A 22,537-nucleotide genomic window follows, 5' to 3' on the forward strand; every position below is an offset into this window, starting at 1 on the left:
TCAGTCGCGTGCGCCGCCGCAGCGCGCAGGGTACGCGACCGCGACAGCGCCGCCGATCATGGTCACGGTGAAGGCGTACGCCACGCTGGGCGAGAACTGCGGCGCCTGGCGCGCCGTCTTCGACGACTACCAGCAGCCTACGGCCCAATGAACCTGAAGGCGGCGGGCGATTTCGCATCGCGCCGTCGCCACCTTCGCACAGACGACCCGCTCGGCCGATCGGGCGAAGCTCGATCGGTCAGGCGCGGTCGATCTCCAGGCCGGCGAGGCTGCCTTCTCGACGCCACTCGTCGAGCAGCCGGCCGAAGGCGATGATGCCGGGGCCGTAGCTGCCGTTCTGGCGCACCAACACGCTGTTCGGCTGCCCCTCGTTGTTGTAGTAGCCGGGCGTGCACGCCTCCAGGAACTTCACGCTGTCGATCGAGCCGGCGATCACCTGCTCTACCCAGCCGGCCTCGGCCTCTTCCGACACGTCGAGGGCGCGCACCTCGCGCTCCCGCGACTGCTGCACGACGTAGGCGATGTGCCGGCTCTGTTCTTCGAGCATGTGGGGGAAATTGGCGCTGAACCCGACCTGCGCCATGCTGACGATGAAGCAGTTGGGAAAGCCGCGCGTCTGCATGCCGAACAGCGTCGCGATGCCGTCCTGCCACTTCTCGGTCAGGGTCTGGCCGCCACGGCCGTAGACGTGGTAGCCGTTGCGCCGTTCCAGCGGCGTGCTCCACTCGAAGCCGCTGGCGAAGATGATGCAGTCCAGCTCGTACTCGACGCCGTTGGCGATGATGCCGCGCTCCGTCAGGCGCTCGATGCCGCGGCCCTGCGTATCCACGAGCGTCACGTTCGCGCGGTTGAAAGTCGGCAAATACTCGTCGTGGAAGCAGGGCCGCTTGCAGAACTGGCGGTAGTACGGCTTCAGCGCCTCGGCCGTCTCCGGGTCTTCGACGATCGCCTCGGCACGGGCGCGGACCTGCTCCATCTTCTCGAAGTCGGCCAGCTCGACGTTCAACGCCGCCTGTGCCGGGTCGGTTGCGGCGTAGCGGCCGGATCGGCGCGAGAGGATGCCGAAGATCTCGGTCCAGCCGTCCATCACCAGGTCCTCATCGGCGCGGCCGCCCGAGATCAGCGTGGAGAAGTTCTCCATCCGCCGCTTCTGCCAGCCCGGCTCAAGCGAGGCGGCCCAGTCCGGGTCGGTCGGCCGGTTGCCGCGCACGTCCACCGAGGATGGCGTGCGCTGGAATACGTAGAGGTGTTTGGCGCTCTCGCCGAGATGGGGCACGCACTGCACGGCCGTGGCGCCCGTGCCGATGATGCCGACGCGCTTGTCGCGCAGGCCGGTCAGGTTGCCGTAGCTGTCGCCGCCGGTGTAGGCGTAGTCCCAGCGGCTGGTGTGGAAGGTATGGCCCTTGAACGCCTCGATGCCGGGCACGCCGGGCAGCTTGGGGCGGTTGAGCGGCCCGTTCGACATGCAGACGAAGCGCGCCCGGAAGCGGTCGCCGCGGTCGGTGCAGACCGTCCACACGGCGTCCGCGTCGTCCCAGCGCAGCTCCGTAACCCTGGTCTGGAAGGCGGCGTTGCGGTAGAGGTCGTAGTGTTCGGCGATGCGCCGGGCGTGCGCGAGGATCTCCGGCGCTCTGGCATACTTCTCCGTGGGGATGTAGCCGGTTTCCTCGAGCAGCGGCAGATAGATGTAGGACTCCGTGTCGCAGGCCGCGCCGGGATAGCGGTTCCAGTACCAGGTGCCGCCGACGTCGCCGCCGTCATCGATGATGCGCAGGTCGTGGACGCCGGCCTCGCGCAGGCGGGCGCCGATCAGCAGGCCGCCGAAGCCGCCGCCGATGATCGCCACCTCGACCTCGTCGCCTAGCGGCGCACGCTCCGCCGGCTGCGCGTAGGGATCCTCCATCAGTCGAGCAAACCTGCCGGTCAACTCCTGGTACTGATCTGTGCCATCGGTGCGCAGCCGCTTGTCGCGCTCCTGCCGGTATTTCTCCCGCAATGCGTCCGGATCGAAGGGACGAGCGGCGGTCTCGCTGGTGCCCATGAAGGCGTCCTTTCGGCCGTGCGCGGCGGCTTCAGCGGCGCAGCAGAATGACTTCGGCACAAGGCGGCAGCCGGCCGTCACGGCGCCGGGCCGCGCTTCACCTGACCGTAGCATCCCTGCCCGCATTCGTCACGCGCTCCGCGCAGCGGCGAGGTCCGCCCGGCCGGGAAGGTAGCCCGACTTCGAACTATTCGCAGCACCATTCACAGTGTGAGCGTGGTCAGCCCGGCGACCTGGGACATGACCGTTACCGTTTACGCCTACGCCGTCTGCCGCGGCCTCTCTGCAGCCGTGCAAATCGCGGGTGAAACTCGCCAGAAATTCTTTTGTCACAAGCGTTGAATACCTTCAGCCACCTGCCTATACTCCTTGAACCACAAGCGCCGAACCATAGAACCACAAGCGCCGAACCACAAACGACGGACCTCAGACGATGGACGAGGGAGGAACGACGAAGCACATTCGCAGACTCGCGGAACGACGAACCACGAAACTGTGCGGCTCGCCCGTCCCGGCCGTGACACGGCGGGATCGTGCGCGGCGTGCGGCAGCGGGGAGGGAAAACGTGGACCGATATAGGGGCTTGATTCTGGTGCTGGCGGTGACGGCGTTCGGAGCGCTGTCGCTCACCGGCTGCAGCAGCAGCAGCAAGGGCAAGAAGATCGCTCTGCTGCTGCCTGAATCCAAGACGGCGCGCTACGAGACGCAGGACCGGCCCAACTTCGAGGCGAAGCTCAAGTCGCTGTGCAAAGACTGCTCGGTCATCTACAGCAACGCCGACCAGGATGCGAACAAGCAGCAGTCACAGGCGGACGCGGCGCTGACCAACGGCGCCAAAGTCCTGGTTCTCGATGCCGTGGACGGCAAGGCTGCGGCGGCGATCGCCGACAAGGCGAAGGCGCAGAAGGTGCCGGTCATCTCCTACGACCGCCTGGTTACCGGCACGAACAACGTCGACTACTACATCTCCTTCGATAATGAGAAGGTCGGGCAGTTGCAGGGCACCTCGCTGCTGCAGGCGCTGGAGGGCAAGCAGAACGCGTCGATCGTGATGATCAACGGCGCGCCCACCGACAACAACGCCTCGCTCTTCAAGAAGGGCGCCCACAGTGTGCTCGACGGCAAGGTGCAGATCGCCAAGGAGTACGACACGCCCGACTGGAGCCCAGACAAGGCGCAAGACGAGATGACACAGGCGCTGACGGCGTTGCAGAACAAGGTCGACGGCGTCTACGCCGCCAACGACGGCACCGGCGGCGGCGCGATCGCGGCGATGAAGTCGGCCGGCGTTAAGCCGCTGCCGCCCGTCACCGGCCAGGACGCGGAATTGGCCGCCATCCAGCGCATCCTCGCCGGCGACCAGTACATGACGGTCTACAAGGCGATCAAGCCGGAAGCCGAGGCCGCCGCCGAGCTGGCGTACGACCTGGCGCAGAACAAGACCATCCCCTCCGGCCTCGTCAACGGCAAGACGAACAACGGTAAGAAGGACGTGCCCTCGGTGCTGCTCAACCCCATCGCCGTGACCAAGGCCAACGTCAAGGACACGGTGGTGAAGGACGGCTTCTGGTCTGCCGCGCAGATCTGCGTCCAGGCCTTCGCCGACGCCTGCAAGCAGGCCGGAGTTCAGTAGGCCGAGCCGCGGGCCGGGGTAACAGCCCGTTGCCCCGGCCCGCCCGCACGCGAGGCAGCATGACGCAGACCGACCACGCCCCGGTTCTCCAGCTGCAAGAGATCAGCAAGCGCTTCGGCGCCGTGCAGGCGCTGTCGCGTGTCGATCTGGACGTGGCCGCCGGCGAAGTCCTGGGACTGGTCGGCGACAACGGCGCCGGCAAGTCCACCGTAATTAAAATCATCTCCGGCATCTATCAGCCGGACACGGGCGAGATCCGTTTCGCGGGCCGGCCCGTGGCGATCCACGGCCCCACGGACGCCACGGCTCTGGGCATCTCCACCGTCTACCAGGACCTCGCCCTCTGCGACAACCTCGACGTCGTCGCCAACCTCTACCTGGGCAGAGAGGCCGTCTCGCTTGAGGGGGGGCCGCTGACCGTGCTGAACGAGGTGTCGATGGAGCAGCGCGCGATCGGCGTGCTGCGCGACCTGGCGGTGCGCATCCCCAGCGTGCGCATCCCCGTGGCCTCCCTCTCCGGCGGCCAGCGGCAGAGCGTGGCCGTGGCGCGTGCCGTGATGTGGAACAGCCGCGTCGTCTTGCTGGACGAGCCCACAGCCGCGCTCGGCGTGGCGCAGACACGTCAGGTGCTCGACCTGATCCTGCGGCTCAAGCAGCAGGGGCTCGGCGTGCTCGTGATCAGCCACAACCTGGCCGACGTGTTCGAGGTCTGCGACCGCATCCACGTGCTCTACCTGGGCCGCAGCGTCGGCACGTACGACGTGAAGGGCGCAAGCCGCGAGCAGGTCGTGGCGGCGATCACCGGCGCCGAGTTCGCCGAGGAGGAGGCCGACGCCGCCGCGCTCGCCGGCGCGATCGAGCCGTCCGCACAGCCGGGAGACGCGTCGTGAGCACGATGGTGGACGATCCGCGGCTGCTGCAGGAGCAGCCGGGCCTCGCCGGTTTCTTCACCGGCCTGCGGCGCCGCGTATCACAGGGCGAGCTCGGCGTGCTGCCCGTCGTCGTCGGGCTGCTGGTGATCTGCGTGATCTTCCAGATCGCCAACAACAACTTCCTCAGCGCCCGCAACCTGACGAACCTGGTCTTGCAGATCGCCGCCACCGGTACGATCGCCGTCGGCGTCGTGCTGGTGCTGCTGCTGGGCGAGATCGACCTCTCCGTGGGCGAGGTCAGCGGCCTCTGCGCCGCCGTGATGGCCGTGCTCAACGTCAACGCCGGCTGGCCGGGGCCGCTGGCGATCGCGGCCGGCGTGCTCACCGGCGTTGGCGTCGGCGCGGTGCAGGGCCTGTGGGTGACGCGCTTCCGGGTGCCCTCGTTCGTGGTGACGCTGGCCGGGCTGCTCGCCTGGCAGGGGCTGCGCCTGAAGGTGCTGGGCGGCACGGGCACGGTCAACCTGACGGACGCGACGATCACCGACCTCGCCAACCGCTTCCTGCCGAACTGGGCGGGCTGGCTGGTCGGGCTGCTCTGTGTCGCCGCCTATCTCGGCAACCTGGCCATCTCGCGGCGGCGGCGCATGGCGGCCGGGCTGCGCACCCCGTCCTGGGGCGCCTTCGGCGGTCAGATCGCCATCGTCGTGATCGCCGTGCTCGGCGCGGTGGCGATCCTCAACGCCGATCGCGGTGTGCCGCTGGCGGTGCTGTTCTTCCTCGGCTTCATCGTCGTCTTCGACCTGATCCTGCGGCTCACGCGCTTCGGCCGGCACACCTTCGCCGTAGGCGGCAACGCCGAGGCGGCACGGCGCGCCGGCATCAGCGTGGACGGTATCCGCCTCAGCGTCTTCATTCTCGCCTCGGCGCTGGCGGCCTGCGGGGGAATCCTGGCCGCCTCACGCCTGCTCGCGGTCAACCAGTCCTCCGGCGGCGGCGACGTGCTGCTCAACGCCATCGCCGCCGCGGTAATCGGCGGCACCAGCCTCTTCGGCGGGCGCGGCTCGGTCTGGGCGGCGCTGCTCGGCGCCCTGGTGATCGGCGCGATCTCCAACGGCATGGACCTGCTGGCGCTGGCCTCCTCGGTGAAGTTCATGATCACCGGCGGCGTGCTGCTGCTGGCCGTGACGATCGACGCCGTCAGCCGGCGTGGACGCGAGGCCGCCGGCCGGGCGTAGCAGCTCGCCCGCGGCGTCGAGTCCAGCGCGCCGAAGCCTGATTTCAGGGGCTTCGCAGTTCACGCCGGCAGGCGGCTTCAACGCGCCTTGTCCGCCTGGCGGGCGCGCGGTGCGAGTCTGCCTGGCGCCGTCCGGCCCGCCCGCACCGCGCACCGTGCCGGCGCGCCGGCTGCACCTGTGATCATTGCCACAGCAGCTTGATCCTTCCTGCCAAATAGTTGCGATTGGGTGATCCGCGCCATTCGGACGCGCGTAGTTCTGGAATGCAGCGCTGCTCCGCTCCGGATCCCGGTTCGCGTTGTTCGTGGTTCGGCCGATCGGCCAAGTGCAGGAGGGAAGAGATCATGGCGGACCATTTGGATGCGCCCGGCCTGAAGTCGCCGCACGGCGACCCCAGCACCGACATCACCGATATCTTCGCCTTCCAGAAGCCGGGCGATCCCGGCAAGTCGATCCTGATCCTCAATGTCAACCCGCTGGCGCCGACGCTTGCCACGGCCTTTCATCCCGGCGCCGCCTATGACCTCCTGGTGGATACCGACGGCGACGCCCGCGCCGACATCAGCTTCCGCATCACCTTCTCCGAGCCGCGCAGCGGGACGCAGTTTGCGCTGGTCGAGCGCACGGTGCGCCGGCCGGGCAACAACGCTGCGGATGACGGCGACGATCACGGCCACGACGGCGAAGAGCACCAGGTCATCGTCGCGCGCGCGCCCGTCTCCTTCGGCGCCCAGGCGATCGTGAGCGAGGGCCGCGGCGAGGGCGAGGGCTACCGCTTCTTCGCGGGCCTGCGCAGCGACCCCTTCTTCTTCGATCTGCAGGCCTTTCTCAACGGCCTGGCCTTCCACAATCCCGGCTCCGACTTCTTCAAGGACAAGAACGTATTCGGCATCGTGCTCGAAGTGCCGAACCGCCGCGGCCTCGGTCCCAGCTCGAAGGTCGGCGTCTGGGCGCGGACGCTGCTGCCGGTGCCGGGCGAGGACCACGCCCTGGGCCAGGACGACCAGATGGGGCGGCCGGCGATCAACACCGTCTTCAACCACGGCGACGACAAGAACCTGTTCAACGCCACCCCGCCCGACCGCCAGCGAACGACCACGATCGGCTCCGGCATCACCTTCCTGCAGAGCTTCGAGCAGACGCTGAGCGCCTTCGGCTACGCGGCGGCGCAGGCGGAGGCGATCGCGAAGATCCTGCTGCCGGACATCCTCACCTACGACTACGCCAGCGCGGCGGGCTTCTTGAACGGCCGGCGGCTGCAGGACGACGTCATCGACATCTCGCTCGGCCTCGTCACCAACGGCGCGATCAGCACGGACTTCGTCGGCCCGCACACGGACTACCTGGCCGCGTTCCCCTTTCTCGGCAATCCTCATATGTAGCTGTAGCTGTAGCTGTAGCTGCAGCTGCAGCGTGTAACGCACAGGAGGCGCCCACCCATGCAAACCGTGAATCGGCGCAGGTTCCTCACGTTGGCCGCCGTCGGCGCGGCCGGGGCGGCGGGCGTGGCGGCCGCCGTGCCGAGCATCGTCGGCGCAACGCACCAGCCCGCGGGCGGCCTGCAACTGCAGGCCAGGGCCGGACTGCCGCCCAGCCCGTGGCCGGCCTACGCCACGCGGCTCATCGAGGGCCGGCTGGATCTGAAGCGCGGCACGGGGCTGCTGACCAGCCGTGTGCTCGCGGGACATCCGGACAATCCAAGCGCCGTGAGCCTGCCGGGCATGACGCGCCTGATCCGCATCACGTCTATTGATGCGTCTGAAGCGCGGGGGGATGCGCTGCGCCTGCGCGGCCTGATCGAGGACCGCTCGCAGCTCGCGCCGGGCGAAAGCGCCGAGGTCGAGCTGATCATCGACCACGCCAGGGGCGAGTTGCGCAGTAGTCAGAACGGACACGAGACGGTACTGCGCCTGGTCTGAACGGCGCTGCAGACGCCGGCATCAGCCCGGCGGCGCGCGGGCGGTGGTCACCTGTCTGTCTCGCGCGCCGCCTCGGATCACTGTCCGCGTCGATGGCGACGGCGGCCGCGGCCTGGCGCATGGCCGTCGCGCTTCCCCGCCGTCTGCTATGATCGAAGTGTCGCCGCGGGCTTGCGGCCGGGATGGTTCGGCCTTCCGGCCGCGTGGCGTGTCCTGGTTTCCGGCGCGCTGCACAGGCGCCTCCGGACTGGAAGGGAACCGGCAATGCGCATTGTCAACGGCCGTCGCATCACCGAGGTCGATATCGGCTAACTCGAAACCCTCCGCGCCCGCTTTCCCGAGGCCGTGCTTGACCTGGGAACAGGTGACGGCCGCCATGTGCTGGCCACGGCCGCTGCCTGCCCCGACCGGCTCGCGATCGGCGTCGACCCCGCCGCCGCCGCGATGGCGGAGGCATCGCGGCGTGCCGCGCGGCGCGGCGGCCTGCCCAACGCCCTGTTCGTGGCCGCCGCCGCGGAGGCGCTCCCCGCCGAGCTTGACGGGATCGCGGCGGCGCTGACCGTGCACTTCCCCTGGAGTTCGCTGCTGCGGGGCCTGCTCACTGCCGACCCAAGCATCCTCGCCGGCATCACGCGTGTCACCCGGCCCGGCGCCACCGTCACGCTGCTGCTTTCGCTCACCGAGCGCGACCATGTGGCTGGCATGGCGACCCTCGACGATGATGCGGTCGCACGGCTCGCCTGCCGCTACGTCGTGTACCGCCTCTCTCTGATCGAGGGCCATCCGGCCACAACGGCCGAAGTCACGGCCAGTCACTCGACCTGGGCCAAGCGGCTTGGCGCCGGCGCCCGGCGCCCCGCCTGGCTGCTGCGCTTCCGGCGTGAGGACGAAGGGCAAAGGTAAGAGGAGGAAGCGCGGCCCCTCTGCCTGCCCCCGCACACATGCGGCGAGGCGTCTCCACGGGCTATAGTGGCGATGCGCCGCGGCGCGCTGAGCGTACACGGACGCCTTGCCCTGGTTGCCACGCGCCGGCGAGTGACGAGTGACGAGTGACGAGTGAGAGAAGCGCGGAAGTGACGGCAGACGGCGGCAACGGCCGCAGCGGCGAGCCGCCGCCGCGGCCGCCCTTCCGCCTCGGCGTCTTCACGCGCCTGGTCGAGGAGATCGCGCCCGCGGCGCTGTACGCACGGGCGCTTGAGCTGTTCGAAGCGGCCGAAGCGTGCGGCTTCGAGACGGGCTGGGTGGCGCAGCACCACGCGGGCAACACCGGCGGGCTGCCCTCACCCCTGGTCTTCCTCGCCGCCGCGGCCGCGCGCACCCGGCGCCTGCGCCTGGCGACGGGCATCATCACCCTGCCGCTGGAGCAACCGCTGCGTCTGGCCGAAGACGCTGCCGTGCTCGATGCCCTCAGCGAAGGGCGGCTGGAGCTGGGCTTCGGCACCGGCGGCAGCGAGATCGTCTTCCCCCTCTTCGGACGGGAAGTCGAACGCCGGCAGGAGGAGTATGATCGCGCCTTCTCCGTTGTGCGCGACGCGCTCGCGGGCAAGGAGCTTCTGCCGGGCGGCCCGGCGCTCTTCCCGCCGGCTCCGCGGCTCGGCTCGCATCTCTGGGAAGCGACGTTTGGTGTGGAGGGCGCGCTGCGGGCGGCCGAGCACGGCAGCGGTCTGCTGCTGGCGCGCACCGCGGCCCGGCCGGCGTCGCCGTCTGGCGGCACGGACGCGCGCCTGCCGTTGGGCGAGGCGCAGGCGCCGCCGGTCGAAGCCTATTTGGAGCGCTTCCGGGCCGCCCACGCCGGCTCAGAAATCGCGCCGCGCGTCGGCCTCTCCCGTTCGCTCTACGTCGCGCCCACGCGCGCCGAGGCGCTGGCCGACGCCGAGACGGGCATGCGCCGCCACGCCCGCCAGATCCGCCGTCGCTTCGGCCTCGGCGTCGACGCGAGCGTCGAACAGTTGCTGGCGGCAAGCGACGTGCACATCGGCAGCCCCGCGGACGTGATCGCCAGCCTGCGCGCCGACAGGCTGCTCGCCTCCGCGACCGACCTGATCCTGCAGGTGCACCCTGTGGATCCGCCGCAGGAGAAGATCGTGCGATCGCTGCGGCTGGTGGCGAGTGAAGTCGCGCCGGCGCTCGGCTGGCGGCCCGCGCCGCGGGAGCAGGGCCGCGACCTGGCCGCGAGCACCCTCCGTTGAACCGCCGCCTGTGCGGATGAGCAGCGCATGGAAGGCAGCAGCAGATGACACAATCGAACACGATCGGCAGCGGCGTGGCACACGGCGACGTGCTCAACGCGTTGCTCGGCGTCGAAGAGGGTTCATCCCTGGCACGGCTGCGCGCCCGCCGCCCCGAGGCCACCAGCCATACGCAGGGCAGCTACCGAGCGCTCTTCGGAGAGAGCCCCGCCACTGCCGTCTCGCCTGCCGAACGGTTGGCTACGGCGCTGGGTGTGGCTGCCCTGCACCAGGAGCCGGCGCTGATCGACCACTACCGCGCGCGGCTGAGCGCCGTGCCCGGCGTCTCTGAAGCGCAGATCGCCGGCGTGTTGCGCGGACCCGATGCTGCCGGGCTGCCCGCGCGCCTGCGGGCGATCCTCGCGCACGCCGACCTGCTCGTGATCCGCCCGTCCGCCGCCACGCCGGCCGATCTGCACACCCTGCAGGCGGCCGGGCTCTCGGACCCGGAAATCGTCACCGTCTCGCAGCTGATCGCCTTCGTCAGCTTCCAGGTACGGGTCTTCGTCGCACTGGCGTTGCTGCGCGGCGACGATCGGCCGGCGCCCGCGCAGCACAGCGGCCCGCGGGACGCGAACACCAGCGGCTTCACCCAGGCGCAACTCGGCTGGGCGCCGTGGATCGAGCCGTTCGCGGCGGCGGACGCGACGGCGGAGCAGCGCGCGGTCTTGCCGGGCCAGCGCCTCGATTCGCCCTACTTCCGCCTGCTGGCGCTGGACCCGCCGGTGCTGGGCGAGCGCACGGCCACCGACATGGGCATCTTCTACACGCACGAGGGGCTGCCGCGGGCCGACCGCGAGCTCTCGGCCACCGTTACCTCGCGTGTGAACGGCTGCACCTACTGCGCCTCCGTGCACAGCCGCCACGCCGCGCAGCTCAGCCACCGCACCGACGAGGTGCAGCGCTCGCTGGACGAGGGCATCGGCGCAAGCCTGGACGAGCGCTGGCGCGCCGTCACCGACCTGGCCGCGGCGCTGACGCTGACGCCGCCGGCGGCCACGCAGGCGCACCTGAAACGGCTGCGTGCCCTCGGGCTGGACGAACTCGACCTGCTCGACGCGATGCAGTCCGCGGCCTTCTTCGCCTGGGCGAACCGGCTGATGCTCACACTCGGCGAACCCGTGCCGCCCGCGGGCGCGGGAGGATAGCGCGGCATTCGGCCCTCACCTCATACCACATACCCCTCTCCCAATCCTGGGCGAGGGGCGATCCGGCGTCGGGCGTTCCGATTGCTGACCGGTTAACCCGACGCCCTCCGATTCGAGCAACGCCGGATCGCCCTTCCCCCAGGAATGGGGGAAGGGAAGGGGATGAGGGCCGAAGCGCGCACCTACGCCGCGGTGACGCGGTGCGCGGCGCCGTTTTCGCGCGGCTCCTGGCCGGGCGGCCAGACCCAGAGGTAACGGGCCACTTCCGGACCGATCGCCACCAGGCGGCCTTCCAGGTCGACGGTGAGCGGCCCGCCCAGCAGGCCGCGCTCGCGCACGCGCAGGCGCACGCCCGGGCGGAAGCCCTGCGTCTCGTAAAAGGTCATCAGCTCGTGGTTGTCCTCCGCCAGCTCGGAGATGCGGCGCAGGCGCACCTCGGCGCCGGCCGCGACGCCGTCCAGCGAGACCAGCGGTATCCGCCGCTCCACGTCCGTCTGCGGACGGATGGGATTGCCGTGCGGGCAGGTGGTGGGAAAGCCCAGCGAGGCGGCGATCCGTTCTTCCACCTGCGGTGAGACGGCGTGCTCCAGCCGGTGCGCTTCTTCGTGCGCCGTGGCCCAGTCGAGGCCGAGGCCGTCCGTCAGCCAGCGCTCGATCAGGCGGTGGCGGCGCAGCAGCGTGTCGGCGATCTCGCGTCCCTGCGCCGTCAGCTCCACCGAGCGGCGGGGCTCGATCCGCACCAGTCCGTCGCGCTCGAGCCGCCGCGCCGCCTCGCCCATCGTCGGTGCGCTGACGCCGCAGAAGGCCGCCAGCCGGGCAAGCGTCGGCTGCTCGCCCTCGTCGGTGAGGGTACAGATAGCGATCAGGTAGTTCTCGCTGGTCATTGTGGTCATGGGGTTTCAATCCTCACCCGGACGCCGCTGAGCAGTGGAAGGAGGCCGGGTGCGACGCGCCACGTCCGCGCGGCGGCGCGCAAAACGTGACGTTCTTCACCAAGTATAGCAGCGGAGGCGGAGGCGCCGCGGATCGCGCTAGAAGAGCCGGCCGTCGATGCCCCAGGTCGTGCCCGCCGCGGTGAAGAGGATCACGATTTCACTGAGGATCATCATCAAATTTTGGCCCTGCTCGCCCTGGTCCGTGAGGCCGGCGAGCAGCAGGTAGTTGGTATTGAGAAAGAGGCCGACGATCGCGCCGACGGGCGTGAGCAGCCCCAGCGCGAGACTGACGCCGACGGAGAATTCGCCCAGCACCACCAGCCAGGAGGTGATCACGCGCCGCCGCCTGCTGCTGAGTGAGACGCGGCGAATCGCGTTGGCGAAGCCAGGGATGGGGTGCTTCGCCGTCAGCGATTCGACCCAGTTCATGGCCGAGCCGCGCAGGAAATTTGGCAGGTCTTTGTGGCGCACGCTCTCCAGCCACCACAACCCCACGCCGATGCGGAGGATGGCGAGCCACTCGCGCAGCGTCAGCCAGTCGAGCGCGTCCTTCACGAGGGTATAGGGTAGAGGGTGTAAGGTTTTGGGTACAGGGTTTAGACGCGTTCACGACATGCTGACCCTTTACCCCACACCCTCTACCCTTCCCCGAAGGAGACGGCCATGCTGCGCACCCGGCTATGCGACCTGCTCGGCATCGAGATCCCGATCCTGAACGCGCCGATGGGCGGCGGTCCGGCGAACGGAGAGCTGGCGGCGGCGATCTCGGCGGCCGGCGGGCTGGGCCTGATCGGCGGCATGGCGCAGGGGCGCGAATGGTTGCGCGGGCAGATCCGGCTGGTGCGCGAACGCACCGACCGGCCCTTCGGCGTCGGCTTCATCAGTCACTGGCTGCCCGACTTCCCCGGCCTCTACGAGGTCGCGCTGGAGGAGGGCGTGCCGGTGATCGCGCATTCGTTTGCCGACCCGGCGCCGTACATGGCCCAGGCGCGGGCGATCGGCGCCAGGGTCATCTGCCAGGTGCGCGCCGTCGAGCAGGCGCGGCAGGCGGCGCGTGCCGGCGTCGATCTGATCGTGGCACAGGGCGGCGAGGCCGGCGGCCACACCGGCACGCTCGCTACGCTGCCGCTGGTGCCGCAGATCGTGGATGCCGTCGCGCCGATCCCCGTGATCGCGGCGGGCGGTATCGCGGACGGCCGAGGATTGGCAGCGGCGATCATGCTCGGCGCGGAAGGCGCCTGGCTCGGCACCGCCTTTTTGGCCGCCGCCGAGTGCGGCGTCTCGCCCAACCGCCGGCGGCGCGTGCTGGAGGCCGAATCGGCGGATACGGTGTACACCTCGGTCTTCGACATCGCCGACGGGCGCGCCTGGCCGCAGGGTGTGGCCGGGCGCGTGGTGCGCAACCGCTTCAGCGAGCGCTGGCACGGCCACGAAGAGGAGCTGCGCGGCCAGCGAGAAGCGGCGCAGCAGCAACTCGTTGCGGCCTGGCAGGCGGACGACCCGGAGATCGCGGCCGTCTGGGCGGGAGAAGCCGTGGGCCTGGTGCACCGCGTCGAGCCGGCGGGCGCGATCGTGCGCCGCATCGCGGAGGAGGCCGAGCGCACCCTGCGCGAGCGAGCGGTCGCCGTGCTGGGCACCGTGACGGCGTAGCGCGACCGCTCGCTGCGTCCAGCACGGCGGAGCATGGCGGCTGGAGGGCGCCACCCCCTACGGTTTAGGTCCTCCATCCCCCTGGTCCCTGTTCCCTGTTCCCTGTTCCCTCATCTCGTGCCGCGCAAGGTGGCGGCGGCTGATGAAGCGGGTCAACGGCGTGTAGGGCACGAGTTGGCCCGCTGCGCCGTCGTGTGGGGCGCTGGCGAACAGCACGGAGAAGGGCGTCACGAGCCAGAGCGCCAGCGCGCCGATGCCGAAGGGCAACGCCGGCCCGGCGAGCTGCGACAGCAGGCCGCCGAACAGCGGGCCGGCCGCCTGGCCTAGCCCCTGCACCGCCATCATGCCGCTGAGCAGCAGGGCGCGGTGTTCGGGCCCGCCCACTTCCAGCAGCGCCACGTTCGAAGCCGGCATGGTCAGGGCGAGGCCGGCGGCGCCCAGCGCGGCGCCGACCGCGGCGTCGATCGGATCGCCGGCAAACGCGAGCTGCGCGAAGCCGATCGTGCCGAGCACGGAGCCGAGCAGCAACGGCGGCAGCCGCCCGGCACGGTCCGTGAGCCAGCCGCCGAAGGGCAGCGCCGCCACGCCCGCGACCGCCGCCGGCGCCAGGTAGGGCACGAGCTGGTGCAGCTCGCGGTGCAACCGCCGCACGCTGTAGAGGCTGATGTTGGGCATCACAAGGTTCATCGCCAGGGCGATCAGGAACAGCGCGACGAAGAGATCGATCGCCCGCTCGTCGCCGAGCGCCCGCCAGGCCAGCGCCGCCCGTTCGCCGCGGCCGGCGCGCACGGGGCGCAGCAGCGGCCAGGCGCCCAGCGTGAGCAGCGCCAGCGAAGCGCCGTTGGCGGCCGCAACGGTAAGAAAGCCGGCGGTTGCCGGCGCCAGGTCCGTGAGGAAGGCGCCGCCCGCCAGCCCGGCCACCAGCCCCGCGACCTGGCCGAGATTCAGCATGGCGATCACTCTGCCGCGGCCCTGCACGGAGACGCCCTCGGCCAGCGCCGCCGGCAGCAGCGGGTCGGCCAGGGCGTGGCCCGTGCCGAAGAGGACCGCGCCCACGAGAATCAGCTGCGTGGCGGGCGTCCAGCAAAGCAGCCCGCCCAGCGTGACGGCGCCGTAGCCGAGCGCAACCGAATGCCGCCGGCCAAGCCGATCGGCGACACCGCCGAGCGGCAGTTGCGTGATGAGCCGGGAGATACCGTAGGCGGCCAGCACGTAGCCGGGGAAGCCGGCGCCCAGCCCGCGGTCGAAGACCAGGTAGCGCTGCAGGAGCGGGAAGAGCAGCAGCGCATAGGCTAACTCGCCCAGCAGCCCGGCGGCGAGCACCGCGGCGATCGCCAGCCGCCGCCTGCCCGCGCTCTCGCTCACACCGTTCTCCCGCGGCTGCCGGCCACGCGCCCTTCAGCGCAGCATACGGGGGTGAGGGAACAGGGAACAGGGAATGGCAGCGGACGTTCGGGTCGGCGCGATTGCAACGATTGCTCTAACTCCGGGACCGGAACAGAATGGGCGCGTCCGGCATTTCCTTTATGTTCTGCAGATCTTCCGCCGCTGCCGCTCCGCGGCCCTTCTGAATCGAGCCGGCGCCATCATGTACAGGCATGCAAACGTCCTCCACCATCGTGCAGCCGTCGTGCGACCGGGCGCGTTCGCGGCCTTGCTCGCTCTCGCGCTCTGGCTCGGAAGCCTCGGCGGCCCGCCGCGGTACGTCGCGCGCGGGGATGCGCTCTTGCCGTCGCTTGCCAGCCTTTCGCCTGCCACCGCGCCGGCGGGCGGGCAGGGGTTTACGCTCATCGTCAACGGCAGCGGCTTCCTCGACACCGCGACGGTGCTCTGGAACGGCTCGCCGCGCAGCACGTCGATCGTCTCCCCGGCGCAGCTCACGGCAGCCATCCCCGCCGGCGATCTCGCGATCGCCGCGCCGATCGCCACCGTCGATGTGGCCGTGGACAACAACGACGGCTCGGGGCCGAGTGCGCCGCTGGCGTTCGTGATCAGCGGACCGTCCGTGCTCGCCGCGCAGTCCACGGTGGTGCCGCCGGCCGGTGCGGGCGCCCTCTCGCTGGCGTCCGTTGGCGGCGCCGGCGGCCTCAGCGGCACGCTTGTCAATGGCGGCGGCCGGGGCTTCGCCACGCTCACCTTCGCCAGCTACGCCGGCAACCCGACGTCGGTATCCGTATTTGCTCCAGGCGCGCTGTTCTTCGACGTGCACGTCGCCGGCACGGCGCTCGCCGGCAGCCTGACGGCGACCTTCCAGTTCCCGTCCGGCAGCCCTTTCGTCAGCACGCTCTTCTTCTTCGACAGCGGCGCCCGCGCCTTCCTGCCGCTGCGCGGCAGCGGCCAGGCGCTCGGCTCGTACGTCGTGAACCAGGCCGCGGGCACGATCACGGTGATCTTCGATGGCACGAGCGTGCCGGCGCTGGGCAACCTGACCGGCACCGTGATCGCCGCCGACACGCTGACGGCCACGGGATCGGCGGCTCCCACGGCCGTTGCCGACACCTACACCACGCCCGTGAACACCGCGCTGGCGATCGCCGCGCCGGGCGTGCTGGCCAACGACGTGCCCGTCGCCGCCGATCCGCTGAACGCCGTGCTGACCGCCGGCCCGGTGAACGGCGCGCTGACGTTCAACGCCGACGGCTCCTTCGTCTACACGCCGAATGCCAACTTCAGCGGCATCGACAGCTTCAGCTACGTGGCGCACGACACGGTGACCGGCCTCGATTCGGCGGCCGCGCTGGTGAGCATCGGCGTGGGGGTGAGCCTGCCACAGAATCCGCCCCTGAATCCGGCCGCGTTCGGCGTCGTGCCGCAGGCGGCGCAGGCAGGCGGCGCGGGCGGCGGCGGGGTGTCGCCGCTGCCGGTGGTGATCTTCGTCCCGATCTTCACGCTGACCGTGGACGCCAGCGGCTGTGGCTCGGTTTCACCCGGCGCGGGACCGCATGCCTTTGGCGACACGATCACGTTGACCGCCACGCCTTGCGCCGGTTCGACCTTCGCCCTGTGGAGCGGCGGTCCCTGCGCGGGCTCGGCGATCAATCCCTGCGCCGTCGTCATGCCGCCCACCGACCTGACGATCACGGCCGTCTTCCAGCCGTAGGGCGGCGCGAGGAACGAGGGAACCCGCCTCCGCATTCCTCGCCTTGCGCGGTTGGCCGTGCCGCCGTGCTGGCGGAGCATCGCCCCCATCTGTACCCTGTGCCGCATGAACGAGTACACCCGCGCGAACCTCGCGCACTGGGATGAGCTGGCCCGCATCCACCCCGGTACGGAGCGGTACGGTCTCGCCGCGTTCAAGGCGGGCGCGTCCAAGCTCAACGCGCTCGATCGCGCCGAGGTGGGCGACGTGCGCGGCAAGACGCTGCTGCACCTGCAGTGCCACTTCGGCCTCGACACGCTCTCCTGGGCACGGGAGGACGCGACGGTCACCGGCGCCGACTTCTCCGGCGAGGCGATCGCCGCCGCGCGTGCGATCGCGGCCGAGTGCGGCCTGCCGGCGCACTTCGTGCACTCGACGATCGACGAGTTGCCGGCCAGCCTCGACGGCCAGTTCGACATCGTGTACACGGGCCGCGGCGCCCTCTGCTGGCTGCCCGACATCCGCCGCTGGGCCGCGGCCGCCGCGCACTTCCTGCGGCCCGGCGGCGTCCTCTACGTGCAGGACACGCACCCGTACCTTTTCATGTACGACGAGCGGCCCGGCGACACGGAGCCGCGGCTGCTGTACAGCTACTTCCACTCCGAAAAGCCTGATCGCTTCGAAGCACCCGCCTCCTACGCCGACCCGAACGCGAAGCTGGAGCACACGACCGAGTACATCTGGAGCCACCCGCTGGGCGAGATGATCGACGCGCTGATCGGGAACGGCCTGCAGATCCAGTTCCTTCACGAGTTCCCGTACACCTACCACAACTTCTTCACCTTCATGTAGCGCGACGGCGAGGGCTGGTGGCGCCTGCCCGGCCCGCAGCACTTGCCGCTGATGTTCTCGCTGCGGGCCGTGCGCCCGGTCTGAGGAGCACAACTCCAGGCTGTGCCTGTCCGGTGTACACTCGCGCGGGAACGAGTTGCTGAAGACACGGGAGCAGGGACGATGGTGCAGGCAACCGAGCTGGCGTACCTCTCGATTCGCGAGGCGGGGGAGCTGTTCCGGCGCAAGGAGCTGTCACCGGTCGAGCTGACCGAGGCGCTGCTGGAACGCACGCGCCGCGTTCAGGAGAAGCTCGTGCCCTACGTCACGCTCACGCCGGAGATCGCGCTGGAGCAGGCTGGCCGCGCGGAGGCGATCTTCGCCCGGGGCGGGCCGGAGGCGGCCTCGCCGCTGCTGGGCATTCCGATCGCCTACAAAGACATTGTGATGACGAGGGGCATCCGTACGACCTGCGGCTCGGCGGTGCATGAAGACTGGATTCCAGATATCGATGCCGCGGTGGTCGAGCGCTGGCAGGGCGCCGGCACGGTGATGCTCGGCAAGCTCAGCACGCACGAGTTCGCGCTCGGCCTGCAGCCGCCCGGCCACATGCTGCTGCCCGCCCGCAACCCCTGGAACCCGGCGCACATTCCCGGCGGCTCCAGCAGCGGCAGCGGCGCGGCGCTGGCCGCCGGCCTGACGCTGGGCGCGATCGGCACCGACACCGGCGGCAGTATCCGTGGCCCGGCTGCCTTCTGCGGCATCTCCGGCCTCAAGCCCACGTACGGCCGCGTCAGCCGCTACGGCATCGTCACGCTCGCCTGGTCGCTGGACCACGCCGGGCCGATGGCGCGCTCGGCCGAAGACTGCGCCATCCTGCTCAACGCGCTCGCCGGCCACGACCCGCGTGACCCCGCCGCCGCCGCCCAGCCCGTGGAAGACTACACCGCCTCGCTGGACGCGGGCGTCAAGGGGCTGCGCGCCGCGATCCCCACCAACTACTTCCACGACAAGCTGAGCGACGAGGCGAAGGCCGGTATCTACGCCGCGGCCGATGTGCTGCGCGGCCTCGGCGCCACGGTGGAGGAGATCTCCCTGCCGCACGCCGAGCTGGCCGGCGCCCTGCTCGGCGTGATGTTCCCAGAGGCCTATGCCTACCACGCGCGCGACCTGGCGGAAACGCCCGAAAAGTACCCGACGCCGCTGCGCAACCGCCTGCTGAGCGGCGCCCTGTTCACGGCGAACGAGTACGTGCAGGCGCAGCGCGCGCGGAGCATTATGCGCGCCGCCTTCGCCGAGGCGATGCGCTCCTACGACGTGCTGCTCACCTCGTCCACGCAGGCCGACGCCGCGACCTACGCCGAGTCGATCTCGCCCTCGACCCGGCGCGGACCGAACTACAACGGCGCCTTCAACATGACCGGTCAGCCCGCGATCGCCATCCCCAGCGGCTTCTCCGGGCGCGGCCTGCCGCTCAGCCTGATGATCTCCGGCCGGCCGTTCGCGGAGGCGACGGTGCTGCGCGTGGCCCATGCCTTCCAGCAGGCCACGGACTGGCACAAGCGCCATCCCGACCTCGATGCCGCGCTCGCCGCCTCGCTCGAAGCGCCCGCAGCGGAAGCGCATGCGGACGACCAGGCCGACGCCGCGGCCGAGGCGCAGCCGGACCGCGCCGCCGTCGTCGCGGCGCCGGTCGATGAGGAGACCGTGCGCCGGCGCGCCGCGCTCGCCGGCGTGTCGCTGGATGAAGAGTGCATTCCGGAGGCCGCGCTGGCGATCGAAGGGGTGCTCAAGACCCTGCGCCGGCTCGATCCGCACGCCATCCGCCGCGTCGAGCCGGCCGTTGCCTTCACGGCGCTCGGCGGATAGCAGCTCGGCCCTCACCTCATACTACATACCCCTCTCCCAATCCTGGGAGAGGGGAGATCTGTATGCCAGATGGTTGCGGCTGAAGGCGTGGCTGTTGGATCAGCCGTTGGGGCGCACGGCGTGCGCCCTTTGCGCCGAAGGCGCGACCAGCAACACTCGGCTAGCCCGACGCCCTCCCGGAACTTGCTCCCCCAGGATCGCCCCTCTCCCTCTCCCAGGATTGGGAGAGGGAGAGGGGCCACACAGATGAGGTGAGGGTGAGGGCCGACACGCCGTCGCCGGTTTGCCACGAACTTGCAGTAAGGCGCTTACCTTTATGCCGGGGCTTTCGCGTACACTGCGCGTGAGCGGCCGGCCGTTGCCAGCGCAACGACCGCCGCGGGCGCCCCGCTTCAGATCACAGCTTGCAGGAGATCTTGATGACCACACAGACCGCCGTCAGCACCTGGGCGATCGACGACGTACACTCCGCCGCCTTGTTCTCGGTCGAGTACATGGCGATCGCGCTGTTCAAGGGCCGCTTCTCCGGCGTCGCCGGCTCGATCTCGCTCAACGAGGCCGATCCGCCCAAGTCCTCCGTGAACGCCACGATCGACGTGAAGAGCATCGACGTGAAGAACGAACGGCTCTACGGCCACATGATGGGCGATATGTTCTTCGACGCCGAGAAGTTTCCGCAGATCACCTTCAAGAGCACGAAGGTCGAGAAAGTCAGCGACAAGCGCTGGAAGATCGGCGGCGATTTGAGCATGCACGGCGTCACCCGCCCCGTGACGCTGGACACCGAGTACCTGGGCCAGGGGAAGCACCCCTTCAGCGGCCAGATCCGCGCCGGCTTCCGCGCGAAGACCACGATCAACCGCGACGACTGGGGCCTGAGCTGGAACGCGGCGATGGACACGGGCGCCAAGTACGTCGGCGAAAAGGTCGAGATCGCGCTGGATATCATCGCCGGCAAGCAGGAATAGGCAGGATCGCCCGCCGTGCGCGGCGCCGGCAACACGACGGCGGGGCGCACAGCGGGCAGACGTGGTATGAATAGCGGCGGCCGGATGCTCGCGGGAGCGGCGGCCGCCGCAGCACGTTTCGGAGGAATCGCCCGCGATGGAGTACCGACATCTGGGCCGCTCCGGTCTGCTTGTTTCCGCCGTCGGCATCGGCTGCAACAACTTCGGCGGCCGGCTGGACGAGGCCGGCACCGCCGCCGTGGTCAACGCCGCGCTCGACCTCGGCATCACCCTGTTCGACACGGCCGACGTCTACGGCAACCGCGGCGGCTCCGAGGAGCTGCTGGGCAAGGCGCTTAAGGGCCGGCGGCGCGACGCCGTGATCGCCAGCAAGTTCGCCAGCCCCATGGGCGAAGGGCCGCTCTGGAAGGGCGGCTCGCGGCGCTACATCGTCGACGCCGTGCACGACTCGCTGCGCCGCCTCGGCACGGACTATATCGACCTCTACCAGATGCACTCTCCAGACCCGGAGACGCCGATCGAGGAGACGCTGCGTGCGCTGGATGACCTGGTGCGCGCCGGCGACGTGCGCTACCTCGGCAACTCCAACTTCACGGCGGCGCAGGCGACGGAGGCGGCCTGGGTGGCAAAGACCGAGCACCTGACGCCGTTCATCTCCGCGCAGAACCAGTACAACCTGCTCGACCGCCGCATCGAGCACGAGCTGGTGGGCGTTTGCGGCAAGTACGGCCTCGGCATCCTGCCCTTCTTCCCGCTGGCCAGCGGTTTCCTCACGGGCAAGCACCGGCCCGGCCAGGGACCGGCGAAGGGCACGCGCCTGGAGGGGCCGATGGGCCAGCGCATCCTCACCGAGGGCAACTACGACACGCTCGTGAAGCTGGAGCAGATCGCCGACGGCGCGGGCCGTTCGCTGCTGGAGCTGGCGATGTCGTGGCTGGCGCAGCAGCCGCAGGTGGGCAGCGTGATCGCCGGCGCCATGAACCCCGAGCAGGTGAAGCAGAACGCCGCGTCGATCGGCTGGAAGCTCTCGCCGGACGAGCTGGCGGCGATCGACGCCGCGACCAGGCGCTCGTAGGCCGGCGCCGGCTCAGGCCAGAACGCGGGCCGTCGTCGCGAAGTGCAGCTTGGCGACGTCGCCCAGGGCCGCGCGTCCGCCCTGCTGCACGATGCGCCGGCCCGCGTCCACGATCGCCGGGTTGGCGCCGCCCTTGGGCAGGCGCACGCCGAGCCGCGCGGAGGCGTCATCGAGCCAGGTGAGGAAGCGGTCGCGCGCCAGGATCGAGGCGGCGGCCACGGCCACGTTCGCCTCGGCGCGCGGCGTTTGCAGCAGCCGCGGCAAGGGCGCGCCGCGTCCCTTCAGCGCCGCGCACAGCCGTTCCCGCACCAGCCGCTCGTCGGCGAACTGATCGGCGATCACGCTCAGGCCCGATGGGCCGGCCACGCCGCCCCGCGCCAGGATTGCGTCGAGCACGAGCACGTGCCGCTCGGCCAGCAGATGGTTCAGGTTCTGACCGTCCGCCTTCAGCCTGGCGTAGCAGGCATTGTACTGTGCCGGCGGCAGCAGGTCCTCGGCGAAGGAACCAGCGCAGAGGCGGCGGATTTCGGCGGCGACGCGATGGGCGGCCGCGTCGTCCAGCAGCTTGCTGTCGCGCACGCCCGCGGTCCTCAGCGTCGCCTCCTGCTCCGGCGCGACGAACACGGCCGCCGCCGCCAGCGGGCCGAAATAGTCGCCCTTGCCGGATTCGTCCGAGCCGATCCACGGCCCCGGCCCGAAGTTTTCCCGCGTGGCCGCGCCGCCGGCCTTCTCCAGCGCTGATCCGCTGCCGCCACCGAGAATCTGCTGTGCGATGGCGCCGACCGCGGTATGCAGCGGTGTGCCCGCGCCGACGACGACGATGCGCACGCCCTTCTTGCCGCCGTAGATGTTGACCAGCAGGCGCGCCGTGCCGTCGCCAACGCCGAACTGCCGGCCGTAATCGATCGGGCGGGTGGCTCCGGCTTCGTAGCCGGCGGCGAGCAGGGCGGCCGTGAGCCGCGCAACGGTGTCCGCCAGCTCGGCGGCGCGCTCAGGCGGCTGGGGCATGGGCGTAGGCGAAGGGTGCTGCCGTCATGCCTCCAGCATAGCGGGA

Annotated in this window: 19 protein-coding genes; 14 read left to right on the forward strand and 5 right to left on the reverse strand. The window is 70.4% G+C overall.

Annotated elements, in window-relative coordinates; all coding sequences use genetic code 11:
• Positions 1–238: 238 nt before the first annotated feature.
• Entirely contained in the window at positions 239–2,041 is a 1,803-nt protein-coding gene (locus tag VKV26_23300) for an NAD(P)/FAD-dependent oxidoreductase (GenBank protein HLZ72841.1), read from the reverse strand.
• A 601-nt stretch (positions 2,042–2,642) separates the two neighbouring features.
• Between VKV26_23300 and VKV26_23305 the strand changes: the two genes are divergently transcribed.
• The 8 genes from VKV26_23305 (at position 2,643) to VKV26_23340 (ending at position 11,076) form a co-directional block, all read left to right on the forward strand.
• A complete protein-coding gene (locus tag VKV26_23305) occupies positions 2,643–3,674 on the forward strand; it encodes a sugar ABC transporter substrate-binding protein (protein HLZ72842.1) in 1,032 nt (343 codons plus the stop codon).
• Positions 3,675–3,733: 59 nt separating this feature from the next.
• Positions 3,734–4,564 carry an ATP-binding cassette domain-containing protein gene (locus VKV26_23310; GenBank protein HLZ72843.1) on the forward strand — a complete coding sequence of 277 codons (831 nt, stop codon included), beginning with the start codon at positions 3,734–3,736 and terminating at the stop codon, positions 4,562–4,564.
• Between the two features lie 5 nt (positions 4,565–4,569).
• Positions 4,570–5,781: a sugar ABC transporter permease gene (locus VKV26_23315; GenBank protein ID HLZ72844.1), complete on the forward strand. Its 1,212-nt coding sequence runs from the start codon at positions 4,570–4,572 to the stop codon at positions 5,779–5,781.
• A gap of 344 nt (positions 5,782–6,125) precedes the next feature.
• Positions 6,126–7,163, forward strand: coding sequence for a DUF4331 family protein (locus VKV26_23320; protein ID HLZ72845.1), 1,038 nt, complete (start codon positions 6,126–6,128; stop codon positions 7,161–7,163).
• 57 nt (positions 7,164–7,220) lie between these two features.
• Positions 7,221–7,700, forward strand: a complete 480-nt coding sequence (locus VKV26_23325; GenBank protein ID HLZ72846.1) for a hypothetical protein — start codon at positions 7,221–7,223, stop codon at positions 7,698–7,700.
• A 345-nt stretch (positions 7,701–8,045) separates the two neighbouring features.
• Positions 8,046–8,603 carry a methyltransferase domain-containing protein gene (locus tag VKV26_23330; GenBank protein HLZ72847.1) on the forward strand — a complete coding sequence of 186 codons (558 nt, stop codon included), beginning with the start codon at positions 8,046–8,048 and terminating at the stop codon, positions 8,601–8,603.
• A gap of 146 nt (positions 8,604–8,749) precedes the next feature.
• Positions 8,750–9,889: an LLM class flavin-dependent oxidoreductase gene (locus tag VKV26_23335; protein ID HLZ72848.1), complete on the forward strand. Its 1,140-nt coding sequence runs from the start codon at positions 8,750–8,752 to the stop codon at positions 9,887–9,889.
• A gap of 44 nt (positions 9,890–9,933) precedes the next feature.
• Positions 9,934–11,076: an alkylhydroperoxidase domain protein gene (locus VKV26_23340; protein ID HLZ72849.1), complete on the forward strand. Its 1,143-nt coding sequence runs from the start codon at positions 9,934–9,936 to the stop codon at positions 11,074–11,076.
• 182 nt (positions 11,077–11,258) lie between these two features.
• Here the strand turns inward: VKV26_23340 and VKV26_23345 are convergent, their stop codons facing one another.
• Complete coding sequence (locus VKV26_23345; GenBank protein ID HLZ72850.1) at positions 11,259–11,969, reverse strand: metal-dependent transcriptional regulator; 711 nt, start codon at positions 11,967–11,969, stop codon at positions 11,259–11,261.
• A 138-nt stretch (positions 11,970–12,107) separates the two neighbouring features.
• Positions 12,108–12,566 carry a TQO small subunit DoxD gene (locus VKV26_23350; GenBank protein ID HLZ72851.1) on the reverse strand — a complete coding sequence of 153 codons (459 nt, stop codon included), beginning with the start codon at positions 12,564–12,566 and terminating at the stop codon, positions 12,108–12,110.
• A 108-nt stretch (positions 12,567–12,674) separates the two neighbouring features.
• Between VKV26_23350 and VKV26_23355 the strand changes: the two genes are divergently transcribed.
• Entirely contained in the window at positions 12,675–13,661 is a 987-nt protein-coding gene (locus tag VKV26_23355) for a nitronate monooxygenase family protein (GenBank protein HLZ72852.1), read from the forward strand.
• Positions 13,662–13,718: 57 nt separating this feature from the next.
• Here the strand turns inward: VKV26_23355 and VKV26_23360 are convergent, their stop codons facing one another.
• On the reverse strand, positions 13,719–15,026 hold the full coding sequence (locus VKV26_23360) for an MFS transporter (GenBank protein ID HLZ72853.1): 1,308 nt from the start codon (positions 15,024–15,026) through the stop codon (positions 13,719–13,721).
• 361 nt (positions 15,027–15,387) lie between these two features.
• Here VKV26_23360 and VKV26_23365 point away from each other — a divergent pair, with 361 nt between their 5' ends.
• The 5 genes from VKV26_23365 to VKV26_23385 all read left to right on the forward strand — a co-directional run bounded on the left by VKV26_23365 (position 15,388) and on the right by VKV26_23385 (position 21,483).
• Positions 15,388–16,761: an Ig-like domain-containing protein gene (locus tag VKV26_23365; protein ID HLZ72854.1), complete on the forward strand. Its 1,374-nt coding sequence runs from the start codon at positions 15,388–15,390 to the stop codon at positions 16,759–16,761.
• 105 nt (positions 16,762–16,866) lie between these two features.
• Complete coding sequence (locus VKV26_23370; GenBank protein ID HLZ72855.1) at positions 16,867–17,592, forward strand: class I SAM-dependent methyltransferase; 726 nt, start codon at positions 16,867–16,869, stop codon at positions 17,590–17,592.
• 162 nt (positions 17,593–17,754) lie between these two features.
• Positions 17,755–19,440, forward strand: coding sequence for an amidase (locus tag VKV26_23375; protein ID HLZ72856.1), 1,686 nt, complete (start codon positions 17,755–17,757; stop codon positions 19,438–19,440).
• Between the two features lie 419 nt (positions 19,441–19,859).
• Positions 19,860–20,408, forward strand: a complete 549-nt coding sequence (locus VKV26_23380; GenBank protein HLZ72857.1) for a YceI family protein — start codon at positions 19,860–19,862, stop codon at positions 20,406–20,408.
• 136 nt (positions 20,409–20,544) lie between these two features.
• Entirely contained in the window at positions 20,545–21,483 is a 939-nt protein-coding gene (locus VKV26_23385; protein ID HLZ72858.1) for an aldo/keto reductase, read from the forward strand.
• 12 nt (positions 21,484–21,495) lie between these two features.
• Here VKV26_23385 and VKV26_23390 read toward each other — a convergent pair whose 3' ends face one another.
• A complete protein-coding gene (locus tag VKV26_23390) occupies positions 21,496–22,491 on the reverse strand; it encodes a ribonuclease HIII (GenBank protein ID HLZ72859.1) in 996 nt (331 codons plus the stop codon).
• Positions 22,492–22,537 lie beyond the last annotated feature (46 nt).

The organism is Dehalococcoidia bacterium (assembly GCA_035310145.1).
Classification (GTDB): domain Bacteria; phylum Chloroflexota; class Dehalococcoidia; order CAUJGQ01; family CAUJGQ01; genus CALFMN01.

Excerpts from the sequence above, each read along its gene's own strand:
- VKV26_23300 (HLZ72841.1), bottom strand. The coding sequence starts at position 2,041 with ATGGGCACCAGCGAGACCGCCGCTCGTCCCTTCGATCCGGACGCATTG.
- VKV26_23380 (HLZ72857.1), top strand. The coding sequence starts at position 19,860 with ATGACCACACAGACCGCCGTCAGCACCTGGGCGATCGACGACGTACAC.
- VKV26_23375 (HLZ72856.1), top strand. The coding sequence starts at position 17,755 with ATGGTGCAGGCAACCGAGCTGGCGTACCTCTCGATTCGCGAGGCGGGG.
- VKV26_23385 (HLZ72858.1), top strand. The coding sequence starts at position 20,545 with ATGGAGTACCGACATCTGGGCCGCTCCGGTCTGCTTGTTTCCGCCGTC.
- VKV26_23325 (HLZ72846.1), top strand. The coding sequence starts at position 7,221 with ATGCAAACCGTGAATCGGCGCAGGTTCCTCACGTTGGCCGCCGTCGGC.
- VKV26_23310 (HLZ72843.1), top strand. The coding sequence starts at position 3,734 with ATGACGCAGACCGACCACGCCCCGGTTCTCCAGCTGCAAGAGATCAGC.
- VKV26_23370 (HLZ72855.1), top strand. The coding sequence starts at position 16,867 with ATGAACGAGTACACCCGCGCGAACCTCGCGCACTGGGATGAGCTGGCC.
- VKV26_23315 (HLZ72844.1), top strand. The coding sequence starts at position 4,570 with ATGGTGGACGATCCGCGGCTGCTGCAGGAGCAGCCGGGCCTCGCCGGT.
- VKV26_23320 (HLZ72845.1), top strand. The coding sequence starts at position 6,126 with ATGGCGGACCATTTGGATGCGCCCGGCCTGAAGTCGCCGCACGGCGAC.
- VKV26_23355 (HLZ72852.1), top strand. The coding sequence starts at position 12,675 with ATGCTGCGCACCCGGCTATGCGACCTGCTCGGCATCGAGATCCCGATC.
- VKV26_23340 (HLZ72849.1), top strand. The coding sequence starts at position 9,934 with ATGACACAATCGAACACGATCGGCAGCGGCGTGGCACACGGCGACGTG.
- VKV26_23390 (HLZ72859.1), bottom strand. The coding sequence starts at position 22,491 with ATGCCCCAGCCGCCTGAGCGCGCCGCCGAGCTGGCGGACACCGTTGCG.
- VKV26_23345 (HLZ72850.1), bottom strand. The coding sequence starts at position 11,969 with ATGACCACAATGACCAGCGAGAACTACCTGATCGCTATCTGTACCCTC.